The 19,598-nt window shown below is 73.0% G+C and carries 15 protein-coding genes and 1 pseudogene; 8 read left to right on the top strand and 8 right to left on the bottom strand.

The window, feature by feature from the left end; translation table 11 throughout:
- Positions 1–9: 9 nt before the first annotated feature.
- From ACFPZJ_RS14050 to ACFPZJ_RS14040, 3 genes are all read left to right on the top strand, one after another.
- Positions 10–1,290: a hypothetical protein gene (locus ACFPZJ_RS14050; protein ID WP_381021087.1), complete on the top strand. Its 1,281-nt coding sequence runs from the start codon at positions 10–12 to the stop codon at positions 1,288–1,290.
- The gene (locus tag ACFPZJ_RS14045; RefSeq protein WP_381021086.1) at positions 1,287–1,781 is read left to right on the top strand and encodes a hypothetical protein; all 495 of its coding nucleotides are present in this window, start codon (positions 1,287–1,289) and stop codon (positions 1,779–1,781) included. The genes ACFPZJ_RS14050 and ACFPZJ_RS14045 overlap by 4 nt, the downstream gene beginning before the upstream one ends.
- 68 nt (positions 1,782–1,849) lie before the next feature.
- Positions 1,850–4,186 (top strand): hypothetical protein, encoded by a 2,337-nt coding sequence (locus tag ACFPZJ_RS14040; protein ID WP_381021084.1) that lies wholly within the window; start codon positions 1,850–1,852, stop codon positions 4,184–4,186.
- A gap of 123 nt (positions 4,187–4,309) precedes the next feature.
- Here the strand turns inward: ACFPZJ_RS14040 and ACFPZJ_RS14035 are convergent, their stop codons facing one another.
- The 7 genes from ACFPZJ_RS14035 to ACFPZJ_RS14005 all read right to left on the bottom strand — a co-directional run bounded on the left by ACFPZJ_RS14035 (position 4,310) and on the right by ACFPZJ_RS14005 (position 14,083).
- Positions 4,310–5,662 (bottom strand): protein kinase domain-containing protein, encoded by a 1,353-nt coding sequence (locus tag ACFPZJ_RS14035; protein WP_381021082.1) that lies wholly within the window; start codon positions 5,660–5,662, stop codon positions 4,310–4,312.
- 17 nt (positions 5,663–5,679) lie between these two features.
- Positions 5,680–6,597 (bottom strand): protein phosphatase 2C domain-containing protein, encoded by a 918-nt coding sequence (locus ACFPZJ_RS14030; RefSeq protein ID WP_381021080.1) that lies wholly within the window; start codon positions 6,595–6,597, stop codon positions 5,680–5,682.
- Positions 6,594–7,253 carry a vWA domain-containing protein gene (locus tag ACFPZJ_RS14025; protein ID WP_381021311.1) on the bottom strand — a complete coding sequence of 220 codons (660 nt, stop codon included), beginning with the start codon at positions 7,251–7,253 and terminating at the stop codon, positions 6,594–6,596. The genes ACFPZJ_RS14030 and ACFPZJ_RS14025 overlap by 4 nt, the downstream gene beginning before the upstream one ends.
- A 279-nt stretch (positions 7,254–7,532) precedes the next feature.
- Positions 7,533–9,881 (bottom strand): GTPase-associated protein 1-related protein, encoded by a 2,349-nt coding sequence (locus ACFPZJ_RS14020; protein ID WP_381021078.1) that lies wholly within the window; start codon positions 9,879–9,881, stop codon positions 7,533–7,535.
- Between the two features lie 161 nt (positions 9,882–10,042).
- On the bottom strand, positions 10,043–11,221 hold the full coding sequence (locus tag ACFPZJ_RS14015; protein WP_381021077.1) for a damage-control phosphatase ARMT1 family protein: 1,179 nt from the start codon (positions 11,219–11,221) through the stop codon (positions 10,043–10,045).
- A gap of 143 nt (positions 11,222–11,364) precedes the next feature.
- Complete coding sequence (locus ACFPZJ_RS14010) at positions 11,365–12,012, bottom strand: ScbR family autoregulator-binding transcription factor (protein ID WP_381021076.1); 648 nt, start codon at positions 12,010–12,012, stop codon at positions 11,365–11,367.
- A 271-nt stretch (positions 12,013–12,283) separates the two neighbouring features.
- Positions 12,284–14,083, bottom strand: coding sequence for a S8 family peptidase (locus tag ACFPZJ_RS14005; RefSeq protein WP_381021074.1), 1,800 nt, complete (start codon positions 14,081–14,083; stop codon positions 12,284–12,286).
- Positions 14,084–14,434: 351 nt separating this feature from the next.
- On the opposite strand from ACFPZJ_RS14005, the gene ACFPZJ_RS14000 reads away from it, so the two are divergent.
- Complete coding sequence (locus ACFPZJ_RS14000) at positions 14,435–15,283, top strand: lytic polysaccharide monooxygenase auxiliary activity family 9 protein (protein WP_381021073.1); 849 nt, start codon at positions 14,435–14,437, stop codon at positions 15,281–15,283.
- A gap of 18 nt (positions 15,284–15,301) precedes the next feature.
- Here ACFPZJ_RS14000 and ACFPZJ_RS13995 read toward each other — a convergent pair whose 3' ends face one another.
- Complete coding sequence (locus tag ACFPZJ_RS13995) at positions 15,302–15,958, bottom strand: Tat pathway signal sequence domain protein (RefSeq protein ID WP_381021071.1); 657 nt, start codon at positions 15,956–15,958, stop codon at positions 15,302–15,304.
- 715 nt (positions 15,959–16,673) lie between these two features.
- Here ACFPZJ_RS13995 and ACFPZJ_RS13990 point away from each other — a divergent pair.
- From ACFPZJ_RS13990 to ACFPZJ_RS13975, 4 genes and pseudogenes are all read left to right on the top strand, one after another.
- Complete coding sequence (locus tag ACFPZJ_RS13990) at positions 16,674–17,363, top strand: DUF6230 family protein (RefSeq protein ID WP_381021069.1); 690 nt, start codon at positions 16,674–16,676, stop codon at positions 17,361–17,363.
- The gene (locus ACFPZJ_RS13985; protein ID WP_381021067.1) at positions 17,363–17,785 is read left to right on the top strand and encodes a DUF6114 domain-containing protein; all 423 of its coding nucleotides are present in this window, start codon (positions 17,363–17,365) and stop codon (positions 17,783–17,785) included. Before ACFPZJ_RS13990 ends, ACFPZJ_RS13985 begins: the two co-directional genes overlap by 1 nt.
- Positions 17,786–17,896: 111 nt before the next feature.
- Positions 17,897–18,177, top strand: a pseudogene (locus ACFPZJ_RS13980) (cytochrome P450); the annotation flags it as partial.
- 364 nt (positions 18,178–18,541) lie between these two features.
- Entirely contained in the window at positions 18,542–19,555 is a 1,014-nt protein-coding gene (locus tag ACFPZJ_RS13975) for a substrate-binding domain-containing protein (protein WP_381021065.1), read from the top strand.
- Positions 19,556–19,598: the final 43 nt, after the last annotated feature.

Raw genomic sequence — 19,598 nt, 5'->3', positions numbered from 1 at the left:
AGAGCACGCTTGACCACCGCATCCACGCCCCCCGGATCGACGTTCCTGGACCAGAAGGTCCTGGGCAAAGAGCTGACGGAACTCCTCGAACGGCACGAGAACCGACTGGCCGTGCGCAGGGACGAACTGAGCGCCCTCGCCGACGACCTGACGCAGGGCAACCGGCTCGGGACCTGGGCCGAACTCGACCTCGTCCAGAGCTTCGTCCGCCCGGAGAGCCTCACCGCCGAGCCGGTCGGCCCCGACCCCGGGCGGCCCTGGTGGCGGCGCGGCCCGCGCGACGGGGTGCTGGAGGCCGTGCTCGGCGTGCTGGTGTTCGTCCCGCTGCTGATCACCTGGTACGGACTGCGCGAAGCGGTGCGCGCCTACGGCGAGTTGAGCCGGGAACGGCCCGAGGAGGCGACCCGTCCCTTCCTGCAGCTGTGGCAGACCGGGTTCGACGGCCATCTGTCGGCGCTGGGCCGCTTCGAGAACGTGGCCCTGATGGCCGTCCTGCTGATCACCCTGCTGGTGCTGCTGTCGGTGTGGCACGCCCGTACGCGGACCCGGGCCGAGCGGGAGGAGGAGGTCCGGCACGCCGAGGACGAACGGCTGCTGGGCAGGCTCGCCTCGCTGCTGACCCGGGTGCAGTTGTGCCTCGCCCCGCACCGGGCCGCCTCCCCGGACCAGTTCTCGCAGGAACTGACGCGGGCCGCCCAGCAGTTGCAGGGTCTGCTCAAGCGGGCCGAGCGCAGTCACAAGAGCCTGGTGGACAGCGCCAGTGCCGTCGGTGACGCCACGGACGCGTTGCAGAAGGCGGCCGGTGCCCTGTCGGCCGAGGTGCCCGGTCTCGCCCGGGCGGCCGACCGGGTGGAGGCCGCGGTGCAGGCCGGTACGGCCGTCTCTGAGCAGGTGCGCCGGGACAGCCGGGACACGGCCCAGATCATCTCGGACCGTCTGCAGACCGCCGGCGACGAGGTGCGGTCCGCGTTCGCCTCGTTGGTCGCCGAGCAGAAGGCGCTCGCGGTGAAGTCCGCGGCGGCGGCCCAGGCGGCCGAGCTGGCGGCCCAGGCGGTCGCGGCGGGTGCCGGGCGGACGAACGACGTCGTCGACGGGATGCGGGAGGCCACCGAGCGCTGGGACGCGGCGGCCGCGCACTGGCAGGACGCGGCCGCCCACCTCGACCGGCAGATCAGCGCCCTGTCCGGGCAGTTGCGGCCCGGGCAGGTCAACGGCGTGCACGGCCCGCGCGGCACGGTGCCCGCGCCGGCCGGCAGCCCGGAGGAGCGGTCCGACGGCGGTGACGTGTGACCCCGCGCCCCCGGTCCCGTCGGCGCGCCCTGAGCACCGTCGTGCTGGCCGGCTGGCTCTTCGCCGACCTGCTCCTGGTCCTGGCGCTGGTGACGATGGCCGACCGCCCGGACCCGCTGGCCGCCCGCCCCAGGAAGTCCGCCGGCGCCTCCCCGACGCCCAGCGCGTCGCCGAGCCCCTCGCCGACCGGGCCGCAGGGCGTGTCGCGCACGTACCGGGAGTTCCGGGTGCGCGGCACGGACCGGGACGGCCTGCTGCGGCAGATCCGCTCCGGCACCGCCAAATGGAAGGGGCGCACGGCGGCCCTGGTGCTGACCTTCGGCGGCGGCCGCGGCGGCACGCAGTACGCGGGCCGTGTCAACGAGCTGCTGCCGAAGGCCCGTCCGGAGATGTTCGGTGCCCGCATGGCGACGGACGACTTCCACGACCTGAGCGAGACACCGAACACCGCGCTGGTCCGCGTGTACTACTACACGCAGCCCGGCGAGTGAGGCCCGAACGCACCCACGCACGACGGACCCACGCAACGACCCACGACGGACGGAAGGAACCAGGCGGCGTGGCACAGTGGCGGCCCGGCGAGCGGGTGTCGGCTGACGCGGGGACGTCCCCGCCTCCGCCGCCCGACCTGCCCTGCTTCCCCGCGATGCGCGACTACACCCGGCTGCGCGCGGCACTCGACGGGCTGGGCTTCCGGCATCTGGCGGACGCCCTGCGCCCGCCCGCGCCGCCCCGCGCCGCCGCGTTCGGATCCGCCACCGGCTCCGACGACGGTTTCCGCGTGCTGGACGGGCTGTGGTTCCGGGGCCGCGGCACCCTGTGGGAGCGGGTCGACGAGGAGTACGTCCGTCGGGCCCGCGCCGCGTGGCTGTCCTCCGGCGACCCGCGGGCCGCCGCGGCGGTGGGCGTCGTGGACGTGCTGGAGGCGTACGTCCGTCACGACCCGATGGGGCTGCGCCGGGTCCTGCTGTGGCAACTGGCCTGCCTGCTGCGGGACGGCTCCGCCGGTCCCACCGAGGAGGCGGCCGCCGCCCTCGGGGTGCACCGTGAGGAGGCCGCGCACCTGGCGGCGGCGGTGGCGGCCGGCTTCCCCGCCGCGGGGGAAGCCCGGGAGGCCGCGGAGCGGCTGGGCGACGTCTGGCCGGGGCGGCGGCTGCGCGAGGCCCGGCGGCTCGCCGGGCAGGTGCACGACACCGGCCGGGACCCCGCTCTGACCCGGCTGTTCGCCGAGTTGAGCGCGCGACGCGCCGAGCTCGACCAGTGGACGGAGGAGGCCGACCGGCGGGCGGTACGAGGGGACGCGCGGGGCGCGGCGGCCGCCTGGTTCGGTGCCGTCCGCCGGGCCGTGGACGAGCCGTGGCTCCAGGCGGGCCTGCTCGGCGCGGCGGCACGCGCGGCGGACGCGGCGCCGGCGGGGGCCGGTCCCCGCCTGGATGCGGCCCTGCACGAGCGCACGGTCCGGCTCACCTGGCCGCCGGCCCGGGCCGGGGCGGCCCCGGTCACCTTCCGCCTGCTCCGTTTCCCGGACGGCTCCCCCGATGCGGCCACCGAGCTGGGCACATGGCCACCGGGGCCGACGACGGGTCAGGGCCCCGAAGGTGGCGACACGGCGGAACGGCCGCCGGCGCCCGAGGACACGGCGGAGGCCCCCTCCGAGGACCGGCCGACGGCAGCCGCCGACACCACGAGCGACACCTCCGAAGAACAGCCCACGGCAACTGCCGACACCGCAAGCCTCACCTCCCAGGAACAGCCTCCGGCAGCCGTCGGCACAGCGGGCGAAGCAGGCAGCGGCGAACCGGCCTTGCCGCCCGCCGACAGCGACACGCCCTCCGGCCCGCCGCACCACACCGACCCCGACGCCCCGATCGGCCGCCCCCTGCGCTATGCGGTCGTCCCGCTGCGCGGCGGGCTGGTCGCCGGCGTGCCGCTGGTGTCGGCGCCGCTGGTGATCGCACCGGACGTGGCCGGGGTCACCACTGCACTCGTGCCCGACGGGGTGCGGCTGCGCTGGAGTGCCGATCCGGCCTGTGTCGCGGTGGCGGTGGAACGCACGTCGGAGGGGGACGCGTTCGCAGACACCGTGCTGGTGCCGTGCGGGCGCGACGGGCTGCTGGACGTACCGCTGCCCGCGGGCACGCACCGGTATGAGATCCGCTGTGCCTATCCGGGTCCGGACGACGAGCGGGTCTGGTCGCCGGGGGTCCTGGTCAGCGTCCGCGCCGAGGAGTGGCCCGGCCAGGTGGAGGACCTCACGGCGCGGCTCCTGGGTGACGGCGACCGGGTCGCGCTCACCTGGCGTCCGCCGGACCGGGGCCGCAGCACGGTGGTGCCGTGGCCGAACGGCCCGGTGGTCGCGGGCACGGACGTGTCACGGCGCGCGCATCTGACCGATCCGGAGTTCCCGGCCGGGCCGGAGCCGTCCGTGGAGGTCACCGTGCCGGAGGGGTCGAGGCTGCGCATGACGGCGGTCAGCGTGCTGGGCGAGCGGAAGGTGAGCGGCCCCGACGTGGTCGTCGAGCGGCCCGGAAGCGTACGGGACCTGACGGTGCGTCGGCTGTCCGACGACCGCGCGGCCGTGCGGTTCGCCTGGCCGGAGCCCGCCGTGCTGGTGCTGGTCGTCTGGGAGGGCGGCGGTCGGCGGGCGGAGCGGCGGGTGGCCCGCAGCGCGTATCTCGCCGACGGGTACGTGGAGATCCCGGTCGGCACGGAGACGTACCGGGTCACGGTCGCCGCACAGCCCCGCCCCGACGCGCTCACCGTCCCCACCGACGCGGCGGTCGCCGACCTCCCGGCGGTGCCGCCCCCGCCGCGGCTGCTGCCGCCGCTGCTCGATGCCTCTTCGCTCCACGGCTGGTGGCAGCGCTGGCGCCGGTGGTGGCCGTTCGGGACATGAGGAACCGGATGCGGGGAACGGATGCCGGGAATCTGACGTGAGGACCGGGCCGGCTCGCCCGCCCGGCCGCGTGATCCCGCCCGGCCGCGCTTCACGCGCCGTCCGGCGCGCTTCAGTCCCGCCCTAGTCCTGGACGACCGCCTCGGCCCCGCCGCCGAACTCCAGTTGCAGGCCGGGGCGCAGGGCGACGGTCCTACCGGGCTCGACGTCGTGCACGGAGCCGTCCGCCTGACGGGCCATCCAGCGGTTCTGCGAGCGGTTGGTGATGCCGAACCGGCCGCGCTGCTTGGGGTGTTCGGTCACCTCAGCCACCACGGCACCGAAGTCGTGCCGCTCTGCGTCGACGGACAGGTGGTGGGCGTACATCCGCGACTGCGGGCCGAGCCGGACGGACCGGGGCCTGCTGCGGACGGTCGCCGTGCCGGTGGTCAGTTTCAGACGCGGGGGCAGGGCGAGTCTGGTGCCGCAGCTCCAGCAGTCGGGGGCGGGGCCGTCCGGCTCGGTGAGGTTCTGCCGGCCGCACGCCCCGCAGAGGCAGATGGTGTCCAGGGCCTCGCTGAGCGCGTCGCGCCACTGGCTCTCGCGCACGCGCCGGTTGGGGTTCTTCAGGCCGTGGGTGAACGTCTGGACGAACAGCTCCTGCAGCATCGGCGGGAGCGCGTTCCAGGTGGCGACGACGGTCGGCTGCTCGGCGGGGACGGGCCGGTTGCGCACGTCGTTCGGGTCGTAGACGAAGACCGGGTCGGTGCCGTACAGCTTCTTGCGGGCCCTTTCGTCCATGCACCGGATCTGCAGCGCCAGCGCGCCTTCGAGCGGATGGTGGTTCATCAGCAGCAGGAAGAGCAGGACGGCGAGCGAGTGCAGGTCGCTCTGGATGCCGGGCTGGGCGCCCCGGTCGGCGCGTACCAGTTCCGGCGCCATGAACTCCATCGTTCCGGCGACACCGGCGGTCTCGCCCTCGAAGACCGCGTTGTCGTTGTCGCACACCAGGACGTCCCCGCTGCGGGGGTCGAAGAAGATGTTGCCCCAGTTGATGTCCCGGTACGCGATGCCCTTGGCGTGCATGGCGCGGTAGGCCTCGACGGTGTGCAGGGCCGCCATGACCAGGGTGCGGGGGGTCGTAGCGGCCAGCGCGGGGTCGCGCCGGAACAGCGCGGGCAGGTCGTGGAAACGGGCGGGCCGTACGTCCATGAGGTAACCGAAGCCGGGCAGTCTGCCGTCCACGTCGACGACGATGGTCTGCGGCCACAGGAAGCGGTCGTCGCGCCAGCCGCAGCCGATGAGCCCTTCGAGGATCTGCCGCTGTCGCCCGTCGGCGAGTTGCGGGTAGTACCACTTCAGGGCACGGTCGCCCTTCCGGGTCCGTACCCGGTAGACCTCGCCCTGCCCGCCGGAACCGAACATCTCGGCGACCTTGACCTTCTCCCCCTCCTCGGTCACCAGGGTCTGCCCGGGGGCGAGCATGCCGTTCACCATGGGGTTCCTCTCGTGGCTCACGTGGGTGGCGCGTCGTGCTGCCGGGGCGCGGCCGGACCGGCGGCCTCGAACGCGCCCACGAGTGTCGTGTCGTCGCCGGAGTACTGGGCTGCGTGTCCCAGCCACTCCGGCAGCCGGTTGCGTACGGCGGGCATCCCGTGCTCGACGGCGCGGCCGTGCACTCCGGCTGCGAAGTCGAGGAAGCCCTGGTGGTCGGTGAAGCTCTTGGACAGCCCGTCGGTCGAGAGCAGGAGGCCCGAGGGGCCTTCGCGGGTCAGCGGCTGCCAGTGGCAGCGGGCCCGGTGCCAGGCCTCGGGCGCGCACAGGGAGTCCGTCTCGTCACCGAGGTCGGGGCCCGTGTACAGGGGGGCGTACGGGGTGCCAGCCGCGTCGAGGACGACGACGTCCCCGTCGCCGAGCTGCCAGCACACCAGCAGGCGCCGGGTGAGGACGGCGCCGAGGAGGGTGGTGCCGTAGGCGGTGAGGTCGGGACCCTTGGTCCGCTGTGCCGGCTGCTCACCGGCCGGCCGGGACGGTCCGCCGTGTGCCGGGGAGTTGCTCTCGTGCAGGGTGGCGCGCTCGTACCAGCGGTGCGTGACCTGCTGGGGCAGCCGTCGGGCCTCGGCGCGCAGGGTGGAGAGCGCGTTCCACCACAGGCCCTCGTCGCCCCGCAGCTCCGCCTCGTCGTCGTGGGCCACGGCGGTGCGCGCGAACTCCCCCGCGCACGCGACGAACTCCTCGACGGCCCAGCCGGCGCCCAGGTCGCTGCGGAAGTGGGGCGCGGAGCCGTGGCCGTCGGCCACGGCGAGGACGACGGCCCGCCCGTCGGCCGCGTGCCGGGCGGCGCAGCGGTCCTGGCTGTACTTCTTGCCCGCGCCCTTCACCGCGCCTTCGAGCAGTTCCCACCGCTCGGCCGGTGCCACGACGCCGTTCACCAGATGGGGTCTTCGTCCTCGTCCTTGCCCAGCGCCACCGGCGGCGGGGCCTGCACGGCGGTGCCGCCGTCGACCCTGGGCGTGGAGGCGGCCTTCACGGCCGTGGACATCCAGCGGATGGCGGCGGCGAGCTGGCGGGGGTTCTTGGCGTGCAGGGGCTCCAGCTCCGGGTTGGCGAGGAACTCCTTGAGCATGCTCTTGTCCGCGTCGTCGCCGATGGCGAGGGCGACCCGCACGGCGCGCTTGCCCCAGGGCGTGTCGTCGATGGCGCGCAGTCCGGAGCGCCAGTCGTCGGTGGGCTGGCCGTCGGAGACGAGGGCCAGCACCGGCGGCAGGGCGCGCTGCGGCATGGGCGGCGTCTGGAGCGCGCCGGCCGCCAGCCGGAACGCGGCGCCCATGTCGGTGCCGCCGTAGGTGTGCAGGTCCTCCCAGACGAACTGGTCGACCGGGGTGGGCTCGTTGATGTGCCAGCTGGCGCCGCTGGCGAAGGAGACGGCCCGCACGAGCAGGGTGGCTCCCGGATTGGAGCGGGCGGCCTGCTGCATCTCCGGTATGGCCTCGCGGATGGCGAAGTTCAGCTCGGCGATCTTTCCGTTCACACTCATCGAGCCGGAGCAGTCCAGCAACCAGATGAAATGGACGGGGCGGCTCGCCATACTGCCGCCGGGCAGGTCGAAGGTCTCGCTCACGCTGGTCCTCTCCCCCGAGGCCGGGGCCGTACCGGCCCCGCGTCTTCCGAGTAGCGCGTCGTCCGTGCCGCGGGCTCGCCTCGCAGGCGAACGCCGCGGATGTTCGTGTGGACTTCCTTGCGAGCAAGCCTAGTTGAGAATGCCCCCGCAGATCTGGTGCCTGTGAGGATTACGGGGGCACCGGTACCACCTTCCTGAGATCGTGCGCCCCTTGTGCGCCCCTCCTCTCGCGTACGCGCCCCACGATCACCGCCGGCACCAGGCGTGCCAGGCCCGCGCGTAGTCCTCGCCGCAGCGGCGGGCCAGGAACCGCACCACTTCGTCGACGTCGCGGCTGTCCAGCTGTCGCAGCGCCTCGCCGACGACCTGGACGAGCAGTTCGTCGGTGGCGTCGCGCCAGGCGCCGGTGGCGCCCCGGTGCCCTGTTCTCCATGCCGCGAACAGGGCCGCCAGGCGGCGCGGGTCGCGCAGCGAGTCGGGGGCCAGCACACCGCCCTCGCGCCGGGCGTCCGCCACGGCCTCCCGGTAGTGGCCGAGCAGCCGCATGCTGCCGGCGACGTACCGCAGCGCCTTGGAGCCGAACAGGTCCACGGGGTCGGTCCGGGCGATGCCGCGGGCGATCCGGTAGTCGATCGCGTCACGCAGGGTGGGGTCGAGCTCTCCCGCGCGGTCCTCCAGGACGGGCAGGGTTTCCATGACGCGGCCCAGCGGCTCGTGGCCGCGCTCGAAGTCGTCGGCCAGGGTGAGGAGCCGGGCGGTGGCCCTCTCGGAGGTGGTCAGCCGGCTGGAGTGGACGGCCGCGCGGGCGAAATCGACGAGCGCGGAGCCGACCCTGTTCGGGTGCCGGAGCCAGGGGGTGAACCGAATCTCCAGCTTCGCCTCGACGATCAGCGAGGCGGAGCAGACCTGGGTGATCCTGCTCAGGTCCTCGCGGGGCAGCTGGCCGCTCGCCGGCCAGACGAGGGCCCACAGCAGCCGCAGGGTGGGGGCGTCGGGCACCTGCCCGTCGAGGTGCTGTTCGGCCAGCCGGATCAGCAGGTCGGCCCCCCTGAGGTGGTGCGGTGCACGGCCCAGGACACCCGCCGACACGGCGAGCCGCACGGCGAGGGGCGCCCCGTCGAGCTGGGTGCGCAGCCAGTCGCCGTGCGAGGAGGCGGCCAGGTCGCGCAGGTTCCGCACGCGGTGCTCCGTCAGGTTCCCGGCCAGCCGCTCCAGGACGCGGCGGGTGAACCCGTGGTCGTCCAGCGCCGCGAGCAGCACGATCGCGTCCTCACCGGCCCGGCGGGCGTCGGAACTGCCGAGGACGCGGGAGATCCGCTCCGCGGCCTCCTCCACGACGGGGCTGGTGCCGGCCCCGGAGGAGAGCAGGGCGTGCAGCGGCTTCTCCCAGGTGTCGCAGGAGTAGCGCAGCATCTTGCGCAGCTCGTCCTCGGGCGGCGGCCCGTACTCGGCGCGCAGCGTGCGCCAGGACGTCTCGTCGAGGTGGAGGTCGGTGCAGGACTCCAGCACCGTCATGGCGTCCCGCGGGCTCGCCGCGTCCACCCGCCGCCGGGCCAGGGCGAGCGCGAGCGGCTGGACCAGGGACGGGCGGTGTTCCCCGAGCCGTACGCAGAACCTGGCGAGGTCCGCCACGGCGTCGCCGTCCGGCTTGTCACGTTCCGCCGCGTCGCGGACGGCGGCCACCAGGTCGCGCAGGGTCTCGTCCCCCAGGAGGTCGAGATGCTCCCACCGCTCGCGGTCCAGGGCGCGGCGGACGAGCGGGAGCAGGGTGAAGGCGTCGTCGGGGGCGGGAACGTGGGCCGTGTCGTCGTCGGTGCGCGGGGGCGCGCCCTCGCACCACAGCCAGGCGGTCACCTCGGCCCAGGTGTCGGTCAGGCGCGGGCTGCCCGGGCCGCCGAGCCCGTCGTGGACGCGGAAGAGGTGGGTTCGGGTCACCTCGTCGCACCGGTCGAAGACGGCCGGGTCGGTGTCCGGGCCGATCCCGAGGATCTGCTGCGGAGCGGTCCCGGGGTCGGGGGTGTGGGTGGTGAAGGTCAGCGCCCGTGCGTAACTGAGCGGCAGGGAGGCGCAGGCCAGGGCGATCCACCGCGCCACGGTCTCCTGGTCGTGCTCGGCCACGACGATCTGACGGCCGGCGGGATCCGCGAACAGCCTGCGCACATCGGCCAGGAAGGGCGCCAGGCGCCGGCCGGCGTCCCGGGCGAACTTGCCCAGCAGCGCGCCGTCCCAGCGCCGGTCGGGGTCCGCGAACGGGTCGTGCCCGGGCCGGACCAGGGCTCTGGGGCGCCAGGCGTCGATGGGCCGGCCCGGCCAGGTCCCGTCCGGATCGCCCACCGCGTACCGGGCGTCGACGCGCAGTCCTGCCCACTCCTCGTCGGGGCGCGCGCTGCACAGCAGTCCGCCGCCGTGCCGGCCGGGCAGCCGGGTGTAGCTGAGCGCGGCTCCCGACGCGGGCGCGGCGCGGTGCGTGGCGGTGATGATCCGCTCCATCAGGTCGTCCGGCACGCCCTCGGGCACCGCGGCGAGGAGTGTCAGTTCGTCGGTGCCCGTGGCAGGATCGCGGCGGAGCACGTAGCTGAGTTCGCGGATGGCCATGCCGTCATTCTGGCGACAGCCGACGAACCGCGCAGGCAGTCACGGGAGTTGCACGCAGCGCACGGAGGCGGATCCGTCCCCCAGGTGTCGCTTCCCGTAGACGCACCGGCGCGTCCCTCGCGGAGTCCGCACCACTCCCGACCGCGGTCTCCGGCAAGGGCTCACACCCGGACCTGGATCAGCGCGTGTGTGCCGCTCGTACGCCATCTGCGTTCCTCCCGCGCCACCAGTGCGGCCTCGGTGGCCGAGTCGAGGCCGGTGACGACGTCGGACTTCAGGGTGCGCAGGGCGGCGACCGGGCCGGGGAAGTGGGCGGTGACGTCCGCGAACGGCGTGGTCGGTGGCCAGAGCCGGTCGCCCACCAGGCGACGGTAGTTGAGGTCGCCCTTGAGGACGGTGACGGTGGCCGAGGCGAACTCCGCGCGCAGGTCGCCGGGCATGTCCTCGTACGGCAGCGGGGCGCAGGAGAAGGGGTGAGCACGGACGGTGAGGCGGCCGTCGGCCAGGGCGGACCACAGCAGGTGCCCGTGCCCGGCGGCGGCTCCCCCGGCGCCGGTCAGCCGCCGCAGCGCGTCGACCACGTCGGCGGTGGTGGCATCGGAGACGTAGTACGGGTACGGCTTGACGTGCAGGACGGCCCGGCCGATGTGCCCGTGGGTCAGGAGGTGCGCGACGAGCAGCAGGTCGGGGACGAGTTCCCGGCCCGCGTTGTCGGCGACGAGGTACAGCGTGCCCGTGCCGGCGGTGTCGAGCAGCGACCACAGGGTGTCGCTGTCGTCGGCGACCAGTCCGGGGGCGGCGGCAGCGGTTCCGGCGCCTTCGGCGGACAGCCGGAAGCCGAGGTCGGCGCGGTTGCCCCACAGGGAGCCGTGCAGCAGGGCCCGTGCCTGGGCGTCGGCGGGGCGGTCGGCGAGGTCGTCGAGCGCGGCGAGTTCCTCTTGGGTCTCGGTAGCGTCGAGTTCGGCCGTTTTGAAGGGCCGGAACGGGTCGATGCCCTGCCAGGGGCCGGGCGTGAAGTAGCCGACAGCGTCGAGGAGCCGACGGTAGAAGTAGCTCTCGGACCACAGCCAGGGCACGTCGAACCAGGACCGGCCGGCGTACTCGCGCATCCCCCATGTGTCCCAGCGGTCCCGGTCGTGCGCGTCGGCGGGGAGCGGTTCGATGGCGCCCTTGGCGCAGCTCTCCAGCAGCGCGTCGAGCGCGCGGTGCTGCTCGGGTCCGTAGGGGAAGGCCTCGCGCACCTGGCGGATGATCGCGGGGTGCCGTTCGGCCAGGACGCCGTGGGGGAACGAGCCCGGCTCATGGCCGAGGAGCACGGGAGCGGTGGGGGTGTCGGGCATGCGGCTCACGGTAGCGCGCGGCGGCGGACGGCCCGGTCGGGGTCGCCTCCCCGCACGGCCTGCCGTCACCGCCCGGCCGCACCGCCCTGCCCGTCAGACGTGTCCCGGCCGACCGACTCTGACGTCTCGTCGCGCGTCATTCCTCAGACCGGCGCTATCTCCCGCTCCAGACGCGCCGCGAGGCTCAGGTAACGCGCCCGGCGGGTGACCGGTACCAGCCCGCGGATCAGTATCTGCCACATCTCGGCGGTTCTGCGGGGCTGGCGTGCGACGGGTTCGCGCGAGCGGCCCACGACACGGGTGCCGACGAAGAAGCAGACGAGGGAGTGGGCGACGGAGTCGACGTCGATGTCCGGGTGGAGGTCGGACTCCTTGACCGCGCCCACGAGTCGGGCCGTGACGATGTCCATCAACTCCGCGAAGGGGTGCTGCATCGGCGGACGTGCCCGGATCCCGCCCGTCGCGAGCCGAAGACCGGCCCGCAGGACCGGGTCCTCGACGGACAGCCGCGTGACGCCGAACGTCAGGCGCATCAGCGCTTCCAGGGACGAGTGGCCGCGGCTGTCGGTCTCCCGGGCCAGCCGGCGGCACGTCTCGGACTGAATCTCCAGGATGGCCTGGGCCAGGTCTTCCTTCGCCGCGAAGTGGAAGTACAGGGCACCCTTGGTGACATGGGCGTGCTCGACGATGTCGCTGAGACTGGTCGATTCGTAGCCGTGACGGTCGAACAGGTCAGCTGCGGCCGTGATGATCGTCGCGCGGGTCTGTTCGGCGCGTAACTGCCTCGCCATCGACTGGACTATCCTGTAACGGAAAGGAACGGGTCATGCCGTTTGTTTTTACCCCGCGTACACGATAACTCACCGTACGACGGCGTTCATCACACCAGTGTGCCGGAAGTGCAGGTGCGCCTCCGGCGAAACAAGCGGAACCGTCGAAAGAAAACGGCACGTTCGGTATGCAACTGTGGGGGTTGTGTGGGCAAAAACACGACGGGCCGGCCGGTGCCCCATCCGCACCGGCCGGCCCGCCCGCTTGTGGCAGCCCCCGTTCAGGCTCCGATCAGAACGTCAGCTTCCAGCTGTTGAGCCTGCCGGTGTCCGCCGCCGCCGTGTCCTGCACCCGCAGCTTCCAGGTGCCGTTGGCCACCTCGCTGGAGGCGTTCACCGTGTACGTGGCGATCACGTTGTCCGCGGAGTCCGAGGAGTTGGCGGACTTCAGGCGGTACGCCGTACCGTCGGGTGCGATCAGGTCGATGACCAGGTCACCGCGGTAGGTGTGGGTGATGTCCACCCCGACCTGGAGGGTGGAAGGGGCGTTGCCGCTGCGCCCGCTGACGGTGATCGGGGACTCGATCGCCGAGCCGTTGTCCGGGATGGAGACGGCGGTGGTGTTGGAGAACGTGGTCCCCGTGGACGTACCGCCCTTGACGGCCTGGACGGTCTTGGCGGCGTCCGCCAGGCCCGCGCCGCAGCCGCCGGAGCAGGTGCCCGGCAGGGCACGGGCGTTGGACTTGATGGCCGACTCGATCTGCGCCGGGGTCAGGGCCGAGTTCGCCGACTTCATCAGCGCGGCCAGGCCCGCGATGTGCGGGGTGGCCATGCTGGTGCCCTGGTAGTAGGCGTAGCTCTCGCTGGACGGGGTCCGGGTGCCGGAGTTCAGCGTGGACAGGATGCCGTTGGCGGTGGTGGTCCGGGTCTCGCCGCCGGGCGCGGAGATGTCGACGATCGTGCCGTAGTTGGAGTAGTAGGCGCGGCTGCCCGCACGGTTGGTGGCGGCGACGGTGATGACGTTGTTGCAGTTCGCCGGGGAGGAGTTGGCGGCGTTCTGGTTCTCGTTGCCGGCCGCGACGACGACCGTGGTGCCGCGGTTGACGGCGGCGTTGATGGCGCTTTGCGTCGCGGTGGAGCAGGCGCCGCCTCCGCCGAGGCTCATGTTGATGACCTTGGCGACGTTGGCGTTGGCGGGGACGCCGGAGACCGTGCCGCCGGACGCCCAGGTGATGGCGTCGATGATGTCGGAGTCGTAGCCGCCGCACTTGCCGAGGACGCGCAGCGGGGAGATCTTCGCGCCGTACGCGATGCCGGCGACGCCCTTGCCGTTGTTGGTGGTGGCGGCGATGGTGCCGGCCACGTGGGTGCCGTGCCAGGAGGAGTTGCCGGCCGGGCTGCCCGAGTAGCACTCGCCGGCGAGCGACCAGTCGCCCGGGTCGGCCGGGTTGCTGTCGCGGCCGTCGCCGTCGACGGAGACCGCGGTGTCGGAGATGAAGTCGTAACCGGCCACGACGTTCGCGGCGAGATCGGAGTGGGTGACGTAGCCGGTGTCGATGACGGCGACGGTGACACCGCTGCCGGTGGTGACGTCCCAGGCGCCCGGCACGTTCATGCCCGCGGTGGACTCGAACAGGTCCCACTGCTTGCCGTACTCGGTGTCGTTCGGGGTGGCCATCGGCCTGTTGAGGCGGTCCGGCACCACATAGGCGACCTGCGGGTCGGCCTGGTACTCGGCGACGACGTCCGCGACGTCCGCCGTGGTGGGGTTCTCGCCGAGGTCGACGAGGGCGGCACCGGTGCCGAGGCGGCGCTGGAAGTCGACGTCCTCGCCGGTCTCCTTGGCCTTCGTCTCGGCGTCGGCGGCGGCGGCCTTGTTCGACTTGGCCTCGGCGGCACCGGACTTGTAGCCGACGATGAGCCGCTCGGCGGGGGTACCGGGGGCGGCCTCGGTCCGGGCGGTGGGGACGGCGGCTTCCTGGGTGGCGGGCTCCTGGGCCACGGCGACCTGTGCGGTGGCGGCGGTCAGGAGGGCGGCGGAGACCGCGGCGACGGATATCAGCTTCCGTCTCGGGGAGGGGGAGGTACGCAAGGGCTTGCCTTTCGTGCCGTACTCCGGGCAGCGCGGAGTGGCGGTCGGTGCGCTTCGTCCTCGAAGCGGAGGGGGGTGGAACCGAAAAGCGACAGCGATGGCCGGCCAGGCGGGGAAGCGACCCGTTCGGGGTTACCTGTGGGTCAGCAGTGCTCGAACGATAGGCAAAGCGAAGGTCATAGGGGTACAGGGGAAACCCTCGATCCGGCTGGAAACCCACCCTCGGTACAAGGGAGTTGGCCGGGAACGGGCCGCTTTGCCCGGCTCGTCGCGCAGTGAACGCGCCGGACGGGTGGCCCGTACCAGTACGGCAGGCAGACCGTTCCGCACCGGCCGAGGAGACGCTGACGGATGCACGGCAGGAGAGCCCACCGCACCGCCCTGGCGGCCTCCCTGGTCACCCCGTTCCTGCTGCCGCTGTGGGCGGCGGGACCGGCACGGGCGCACGGCGCGCCGACGGATCCGGTGAGCAGGGTGGTGGCCTGCTCGCCGGAGGGCGGCGACCGCGCCGGTTCGGCGTGCCGCGCGGCCGTCGCCGCGAACGGCGCCCCGTTCACGGCGTGGGACAACCTGCGGGTCGCGGGCGTCGGCGGCAGGGACCGGCAGGTGATCCCCGACGGGAAGCTGTGCAGTGGCGGCCTGCCGGACTACCGGGGCCTCGATCTGGCCCGCACCGACTGGCCGTCGACCCGTCTGACGCCCGGCGGCACCCTGACGATGAGGTACGTCTCGACGATCCCGCACACCGGCACGTTCCGGCTGTACCTGACGAAACCCGGCTACGACCCGGCCGAACCGCTGACCTGGTCCGACCTGCCGGACAAACCCTTCGCCGAGGTCCGTGACCCGGCCCTGACCCACGGCGCGTACCGCGTCAGCGCGACGTTGCCGGAGGACCGCGCCGGACGGCATGTGCTGTTCACGGTCTGGCAGAACAGCAGCACACCGGACACGTACTACTCGTGCTCGGACGTGGTGTTCCCGGAGCGACAGAACGAGGAGGGGGAGCAGCGGCGGGCGCAGGATCAGGGGCAGGCGCAGAGGAAGGGGAAGGGAGAGAAGAGGGAGAGGGAGAGGGAGAGGGACAGGGAGAGGGACAGGGACAGGGGCACGGAGCCCACGCCGCTGCTGGCGGGCGGCGCCGCCGTGCTGGTGCTCACCGGCGGCGCCGCCCTGGCCCTACGTCTGCGGCGGCGCTGAACTCAACCCGGCAGTACGTCAGTTGATGAAGACGGGCGCGCCCGAGGCGTCCGTCACCGGCGCGTACTTGGCGGTGAAGTAGGCGTTGGCGAAGCAGAGCGACGAGCCGGACGCCTTCGTGAACTGCTGGTTGGTGAAGGAGATGCCGCTGTCGGTGTTGTCGGTCGTTCCGGTCAGACCGGTCGCCCGGTAGACGCAGGTGATGGTGCCCAGCAGGGTGCGCAGCTTGACCGTGGACTGGATGGTGGAGCCCTCGGCCGGGGCGACGGTGATGGTGCCCTCGGAGGACACGGCGGCGGTGTACGGCAGGTTGTCGACCGTGATGCTGCTGACGCCGAGCACGCCGGTGACGTTGGTGGTGCAGCCGGCGGCGTCGAAGGTGTGCGCGTTCAGCGACTCGGTGGCGGTGCCGGGCGCGGCGGGGTTGTCGGTGACGGTGGCGCTGAACTGCGACGAGGTGCAGGAGATGCCGCTGGTGCCGGTGGCGCTCGAGTAGAAGGTGGCACTGGTGCCGCTCGCCAGCGACGCGGTGAGGGCCTCCCCGGCCGCGACGGGCGTACCGCCGGCGCCACCGGTGGTGAGGACCGGGGTGGCGGCGGCGGAGGCGGGCACGGCCGCCGGGAGGGTGAGGGCGGCGACGGCGGCGGTGAGGGTGAGGAGGGTGCGTGTACGCATGCGGGTGTACCTCTTCTCGGGAGTGGGGGGTGCGGGGTTTCTCTGGAGTGCTTTCTCCGGGGTGGTTTCTCCGGAACTGGGGGTGCGGGGTCCGGCGAAGGGAAGTGCGGGTTTCCAGGGAACGGGGCCGGGGGAACGGGGGCGCGCGTCGGCGTCCGCCGTCGCCGGCCCGTGACACCTTCTCCGTACGTGACGGATCGGCAACGGCAGGCCGGTGTCCGGCCGGAGGCGGTACGGCGTCTCCGGCCGGGTGGGGGGTGGCTGGGGCAGGTGTCCCCAGGGGGAGCGACCGTGCCGGAGCCGTGGAGGGGGACGCGGACAGCGAGGTGCCCGTGCGCAACGGGCGGGTCCGGGAGAACGCGGCCGGTGCCGCGGGAGGATCCGGCGCCACGGATCCGTTGAAACTGGGAGAGTTGTAGACCCGTGCGGTCGTCAACGTCAAGGCTGCTTCAGCGAGTTGGCATGCAGTGACGAACTTCGCCGCCGTGCGCCACGGCCACCACTCAAGGCGGCACACAATCGCCACCCTTCGTTCACACTTCCCTTGACCCCTGGGTGTAACCACCGGTAACTTCCTCGTCGGCCACCACGGCGTCACGAGAAAGCCCTTGCAGAAACCGGGAGTTGCGAGGAGCCGTCCGCGTGCCGCCGTCGTCCGCGCCAGGACACGTGCCACTGGAGCCCGATCCGCATTGACTATGCGCTGGGAGCAGACATGGCCTCGTCCTCGGACCTCTCGTCGTCCGCCGACCCCACCCCCGAGAACCCGGAAAGCGATTCCCCGTCCGACGCCCCGGCAGGCCCGGACAGACGCGGCCGGGTCCGGCTGCGCCGGACCGCGGTCATGGCGGTGCCGGCCGCCGCGGTCGCCGCGGGGTTGGCGATCCTCACCGCCCAGGGCGCGCTGGGCGTGCAGTTCGCGATCTCCGGCATGCCGTTCACGGTGACCGCGACGGAGCTGAAAGGCACCGGATTCGCGCAGTTCGGCGGTCTCGACCAGATGGCGGAGGGCAGCCCCAACGAGGGCGACACCGGCGGTCAGGTCCTGGTCGTCACGTCCGTGATCAAGAACGCGACGCTCACCAAGCTGTGTCAGAGCGTGGACCTCGGGGGTACGAACCTCGTCATCACCGCGGGCGGTGGGGCGGACAAGGTGACCGCGAGCGATCTGACCACCGACTCCACCGAGTTGTCCGGCAACGCGGCCTTCACCAACATCGAGATCGGCAACGACGCCAGCACGCTGAACAAGGCCGGGCCGCTGGGCCGCGGCCCCAAGGGCGTGTTCAGCCAGCAGTCCGACACCGTGCACATCGCCAATCTGCGGCAGACCAACTACGCCACCACCGCAGGGGTGTTCAAGCTGCCGGGCCTGAAGCTCCGCTTCAGCGACTCGGGGTGCTGATGCCGGCCGGTGCGCGCCGGGCCTTCCGTGACTGGCGGGCCCGGCGTCCGTTCTGGGGCGGGCTGCTGCTCACCCTGGGCGGGGCGGAGATCCTGCTCACGCAGAAGGCGTCCCTGAAGGTGATCCTGCACGTCGGCATGCAGGGGCTGGCGGGTTACCTCCTGCCCGGCCTGATGCTGCTGCTCGGTCTGCTCATCCTCTTCAACCCCGCCCAGCGCCTGTTCTACTCGCTCACCGGCGTCCTGCTCTCGCTGGGCACCTGGCTCACCTCGAACCTCGGCGGCTTCTTCGTCGGCCTCCTGCTGGGCTGTGCCGGCAGTTGCCTGGCCTTCGGCTGGCTCCCGGACCAGGCGCCGCGCCGCAGCCGCCGACAGCGCGCGAAGGAGGCCCGGGCCGCGGGGGCGGCCTCACCGAGCGACTGAACAGCGGGGCACCGGGCGCGCGACGAACACGGGAGGAGCGGGCCGCGCGGGGCCCTGGAACAAGGTGCCCGCACGGGGACAACCGGCCGCATGCGGCTCGTGGAACCCGGCCTCGCCGCGTACACCGCCGCCGGACGCGACCCCGGCCACCTCGGCCCGGACGCCGACGCCTTCGACGTCACCCGCCGCGACAAGGGCCACCCGCCCTCAGGCCGCGGCATCCACCACCGCCTGGGCGCGCCGCTGGGCAGGCTGAAGGCACGCGTGGCGCTCCCCGGGCCCTGTTCGATCGGTTCCCGGCGCTCGAACTGGCCGCGCCATCGGGTGAATTGGAGCCGGTGGAGTCCTTCGTCTCCCACGGCCACCGGTCCCTGCCGGTGGGTCTGAACTGACCTCCGCACGGCCGCCGCGCCACCGGGCAGCCACTGGGTACAGGGCCTCCACAAAGCCCGCACAGGCAGTGCAGACCGCGCGGTCGGTCCGTATTCGTGCTGGTCAGCGCCCGGGACATGCGGCACGCGGAGTGGTGGCGCGTGCCGCGACCGGAGCGGCCGGCCCACCGGCGTTCGACCGGTCGTACAGATCATCACAATGCGGCAGCATCACCTCACGTGCGGTGGCGGCTCACTTGACGACCGGTGTCCTCACACGGTTGGCTCCGGCCAGCGAGAGTCACCCGGTCGCTGCACGTCAAGCGGCTCCGCCTGTGCTCTCCCCATGCTCTTGCTCGGCCGCACAGCGAGGTGCCGCATCCTCATGAAGACCCCTCCCCCGCCTCCCCACTCCCCGAGACTCCCCCGCACGGCGGTTCTGGCCGCCGTGCTCTGCCTGCTGCTGTCCGGCTGCTCCTCCTTCGGCGCGGACGGCAAGGGGTCCGGCGCGGAACCGGCCGCCCGGGCCGACGGCGGGCGTCTCAGGGTCGCCCTGGTCGCGCACGGCGGCAAGGGCGACGCCTTCTGGGACCTGGTGAGGAAGGGTGCCGAGGCGGCCGCCGCCAAGGACGACATCGACCTGACGTTCGCGAGCGACTCCGATGCAGCGGCGCAGGCCGAGTTGGTGCGGGACGCGGTGCGCGACAAGGTCGACGGCATCGCGGTGACGCTGGCCAAGCCGCAGGCGATGAAGGGCCCGGTCGCCGAGGCGCGGCGGGCCGGCATCCCCGTGGTCGGCCTCAACTCGGGCATCGACGCGTGGCAGCCGGCCGGGCTGCTGGAGTACTTCGGCCAGGACGAGAGCGTCGCCGGGCAGGCCGTCGGCGACAAGCTCGACGCGCTCAAGGCCAAGCACGCCCTGTGCGTCGTCCACGAGCGGGGCAACGTGGCCTTGGAGGCCCGCTGCGCCGGCGTGAAGAAGACCTTCGACGGCACGACCGACAACCTTTACGTCGAGGGCACGGACATGAAGGCGGTGACCGGCGCCATCACCGCCCGGCTGCGGCAGGACCCGACCATCGACGAAGTCGTCACCCTGGGCGCCCAGTTCGCCCTCGCCGCGGTCGAGTCCGTGCACGAGGCGGGCAGCAAGGCGCAGGTGGCCACCTTCGACCTCAACAAGGACCTGGTGAAGGCCGTGCGCGGCGGCGACGTGCAGTTCGCGGTGGACCAGCAGCCCTATCTCCAGGGCTATCTCGCGGTGGACGCGCTGTGGCTGTACCGGACCAACGGCAACATCAGCGGCGGCGGGGTCGCCCCGGTGCTCACCGGACCGGCGTTCGTCACCAAGGGGAACGTCGCCGCCGTCGCCCGGTTCGCCGCCTCCGGAACCCGCTGACCGGACACATTCCGTGAGGGTGTCGCCAAAGATTCGGTCACGT

The sequence above is a fragment of the Streptomyces bullii genome, assembly GCF_042657145.1.
Taxonomy (GTDB): Bacteria; Actinomycetota; Actinomycetes; order Streptomycetales; family Streptomycetaceae; genus Streptomyces; species Streptomyces bullii.
Note: the sequence above shows the minus strand (reverse complement) of the source record. Positions and strands in the feature narration are given on the sequence as shown.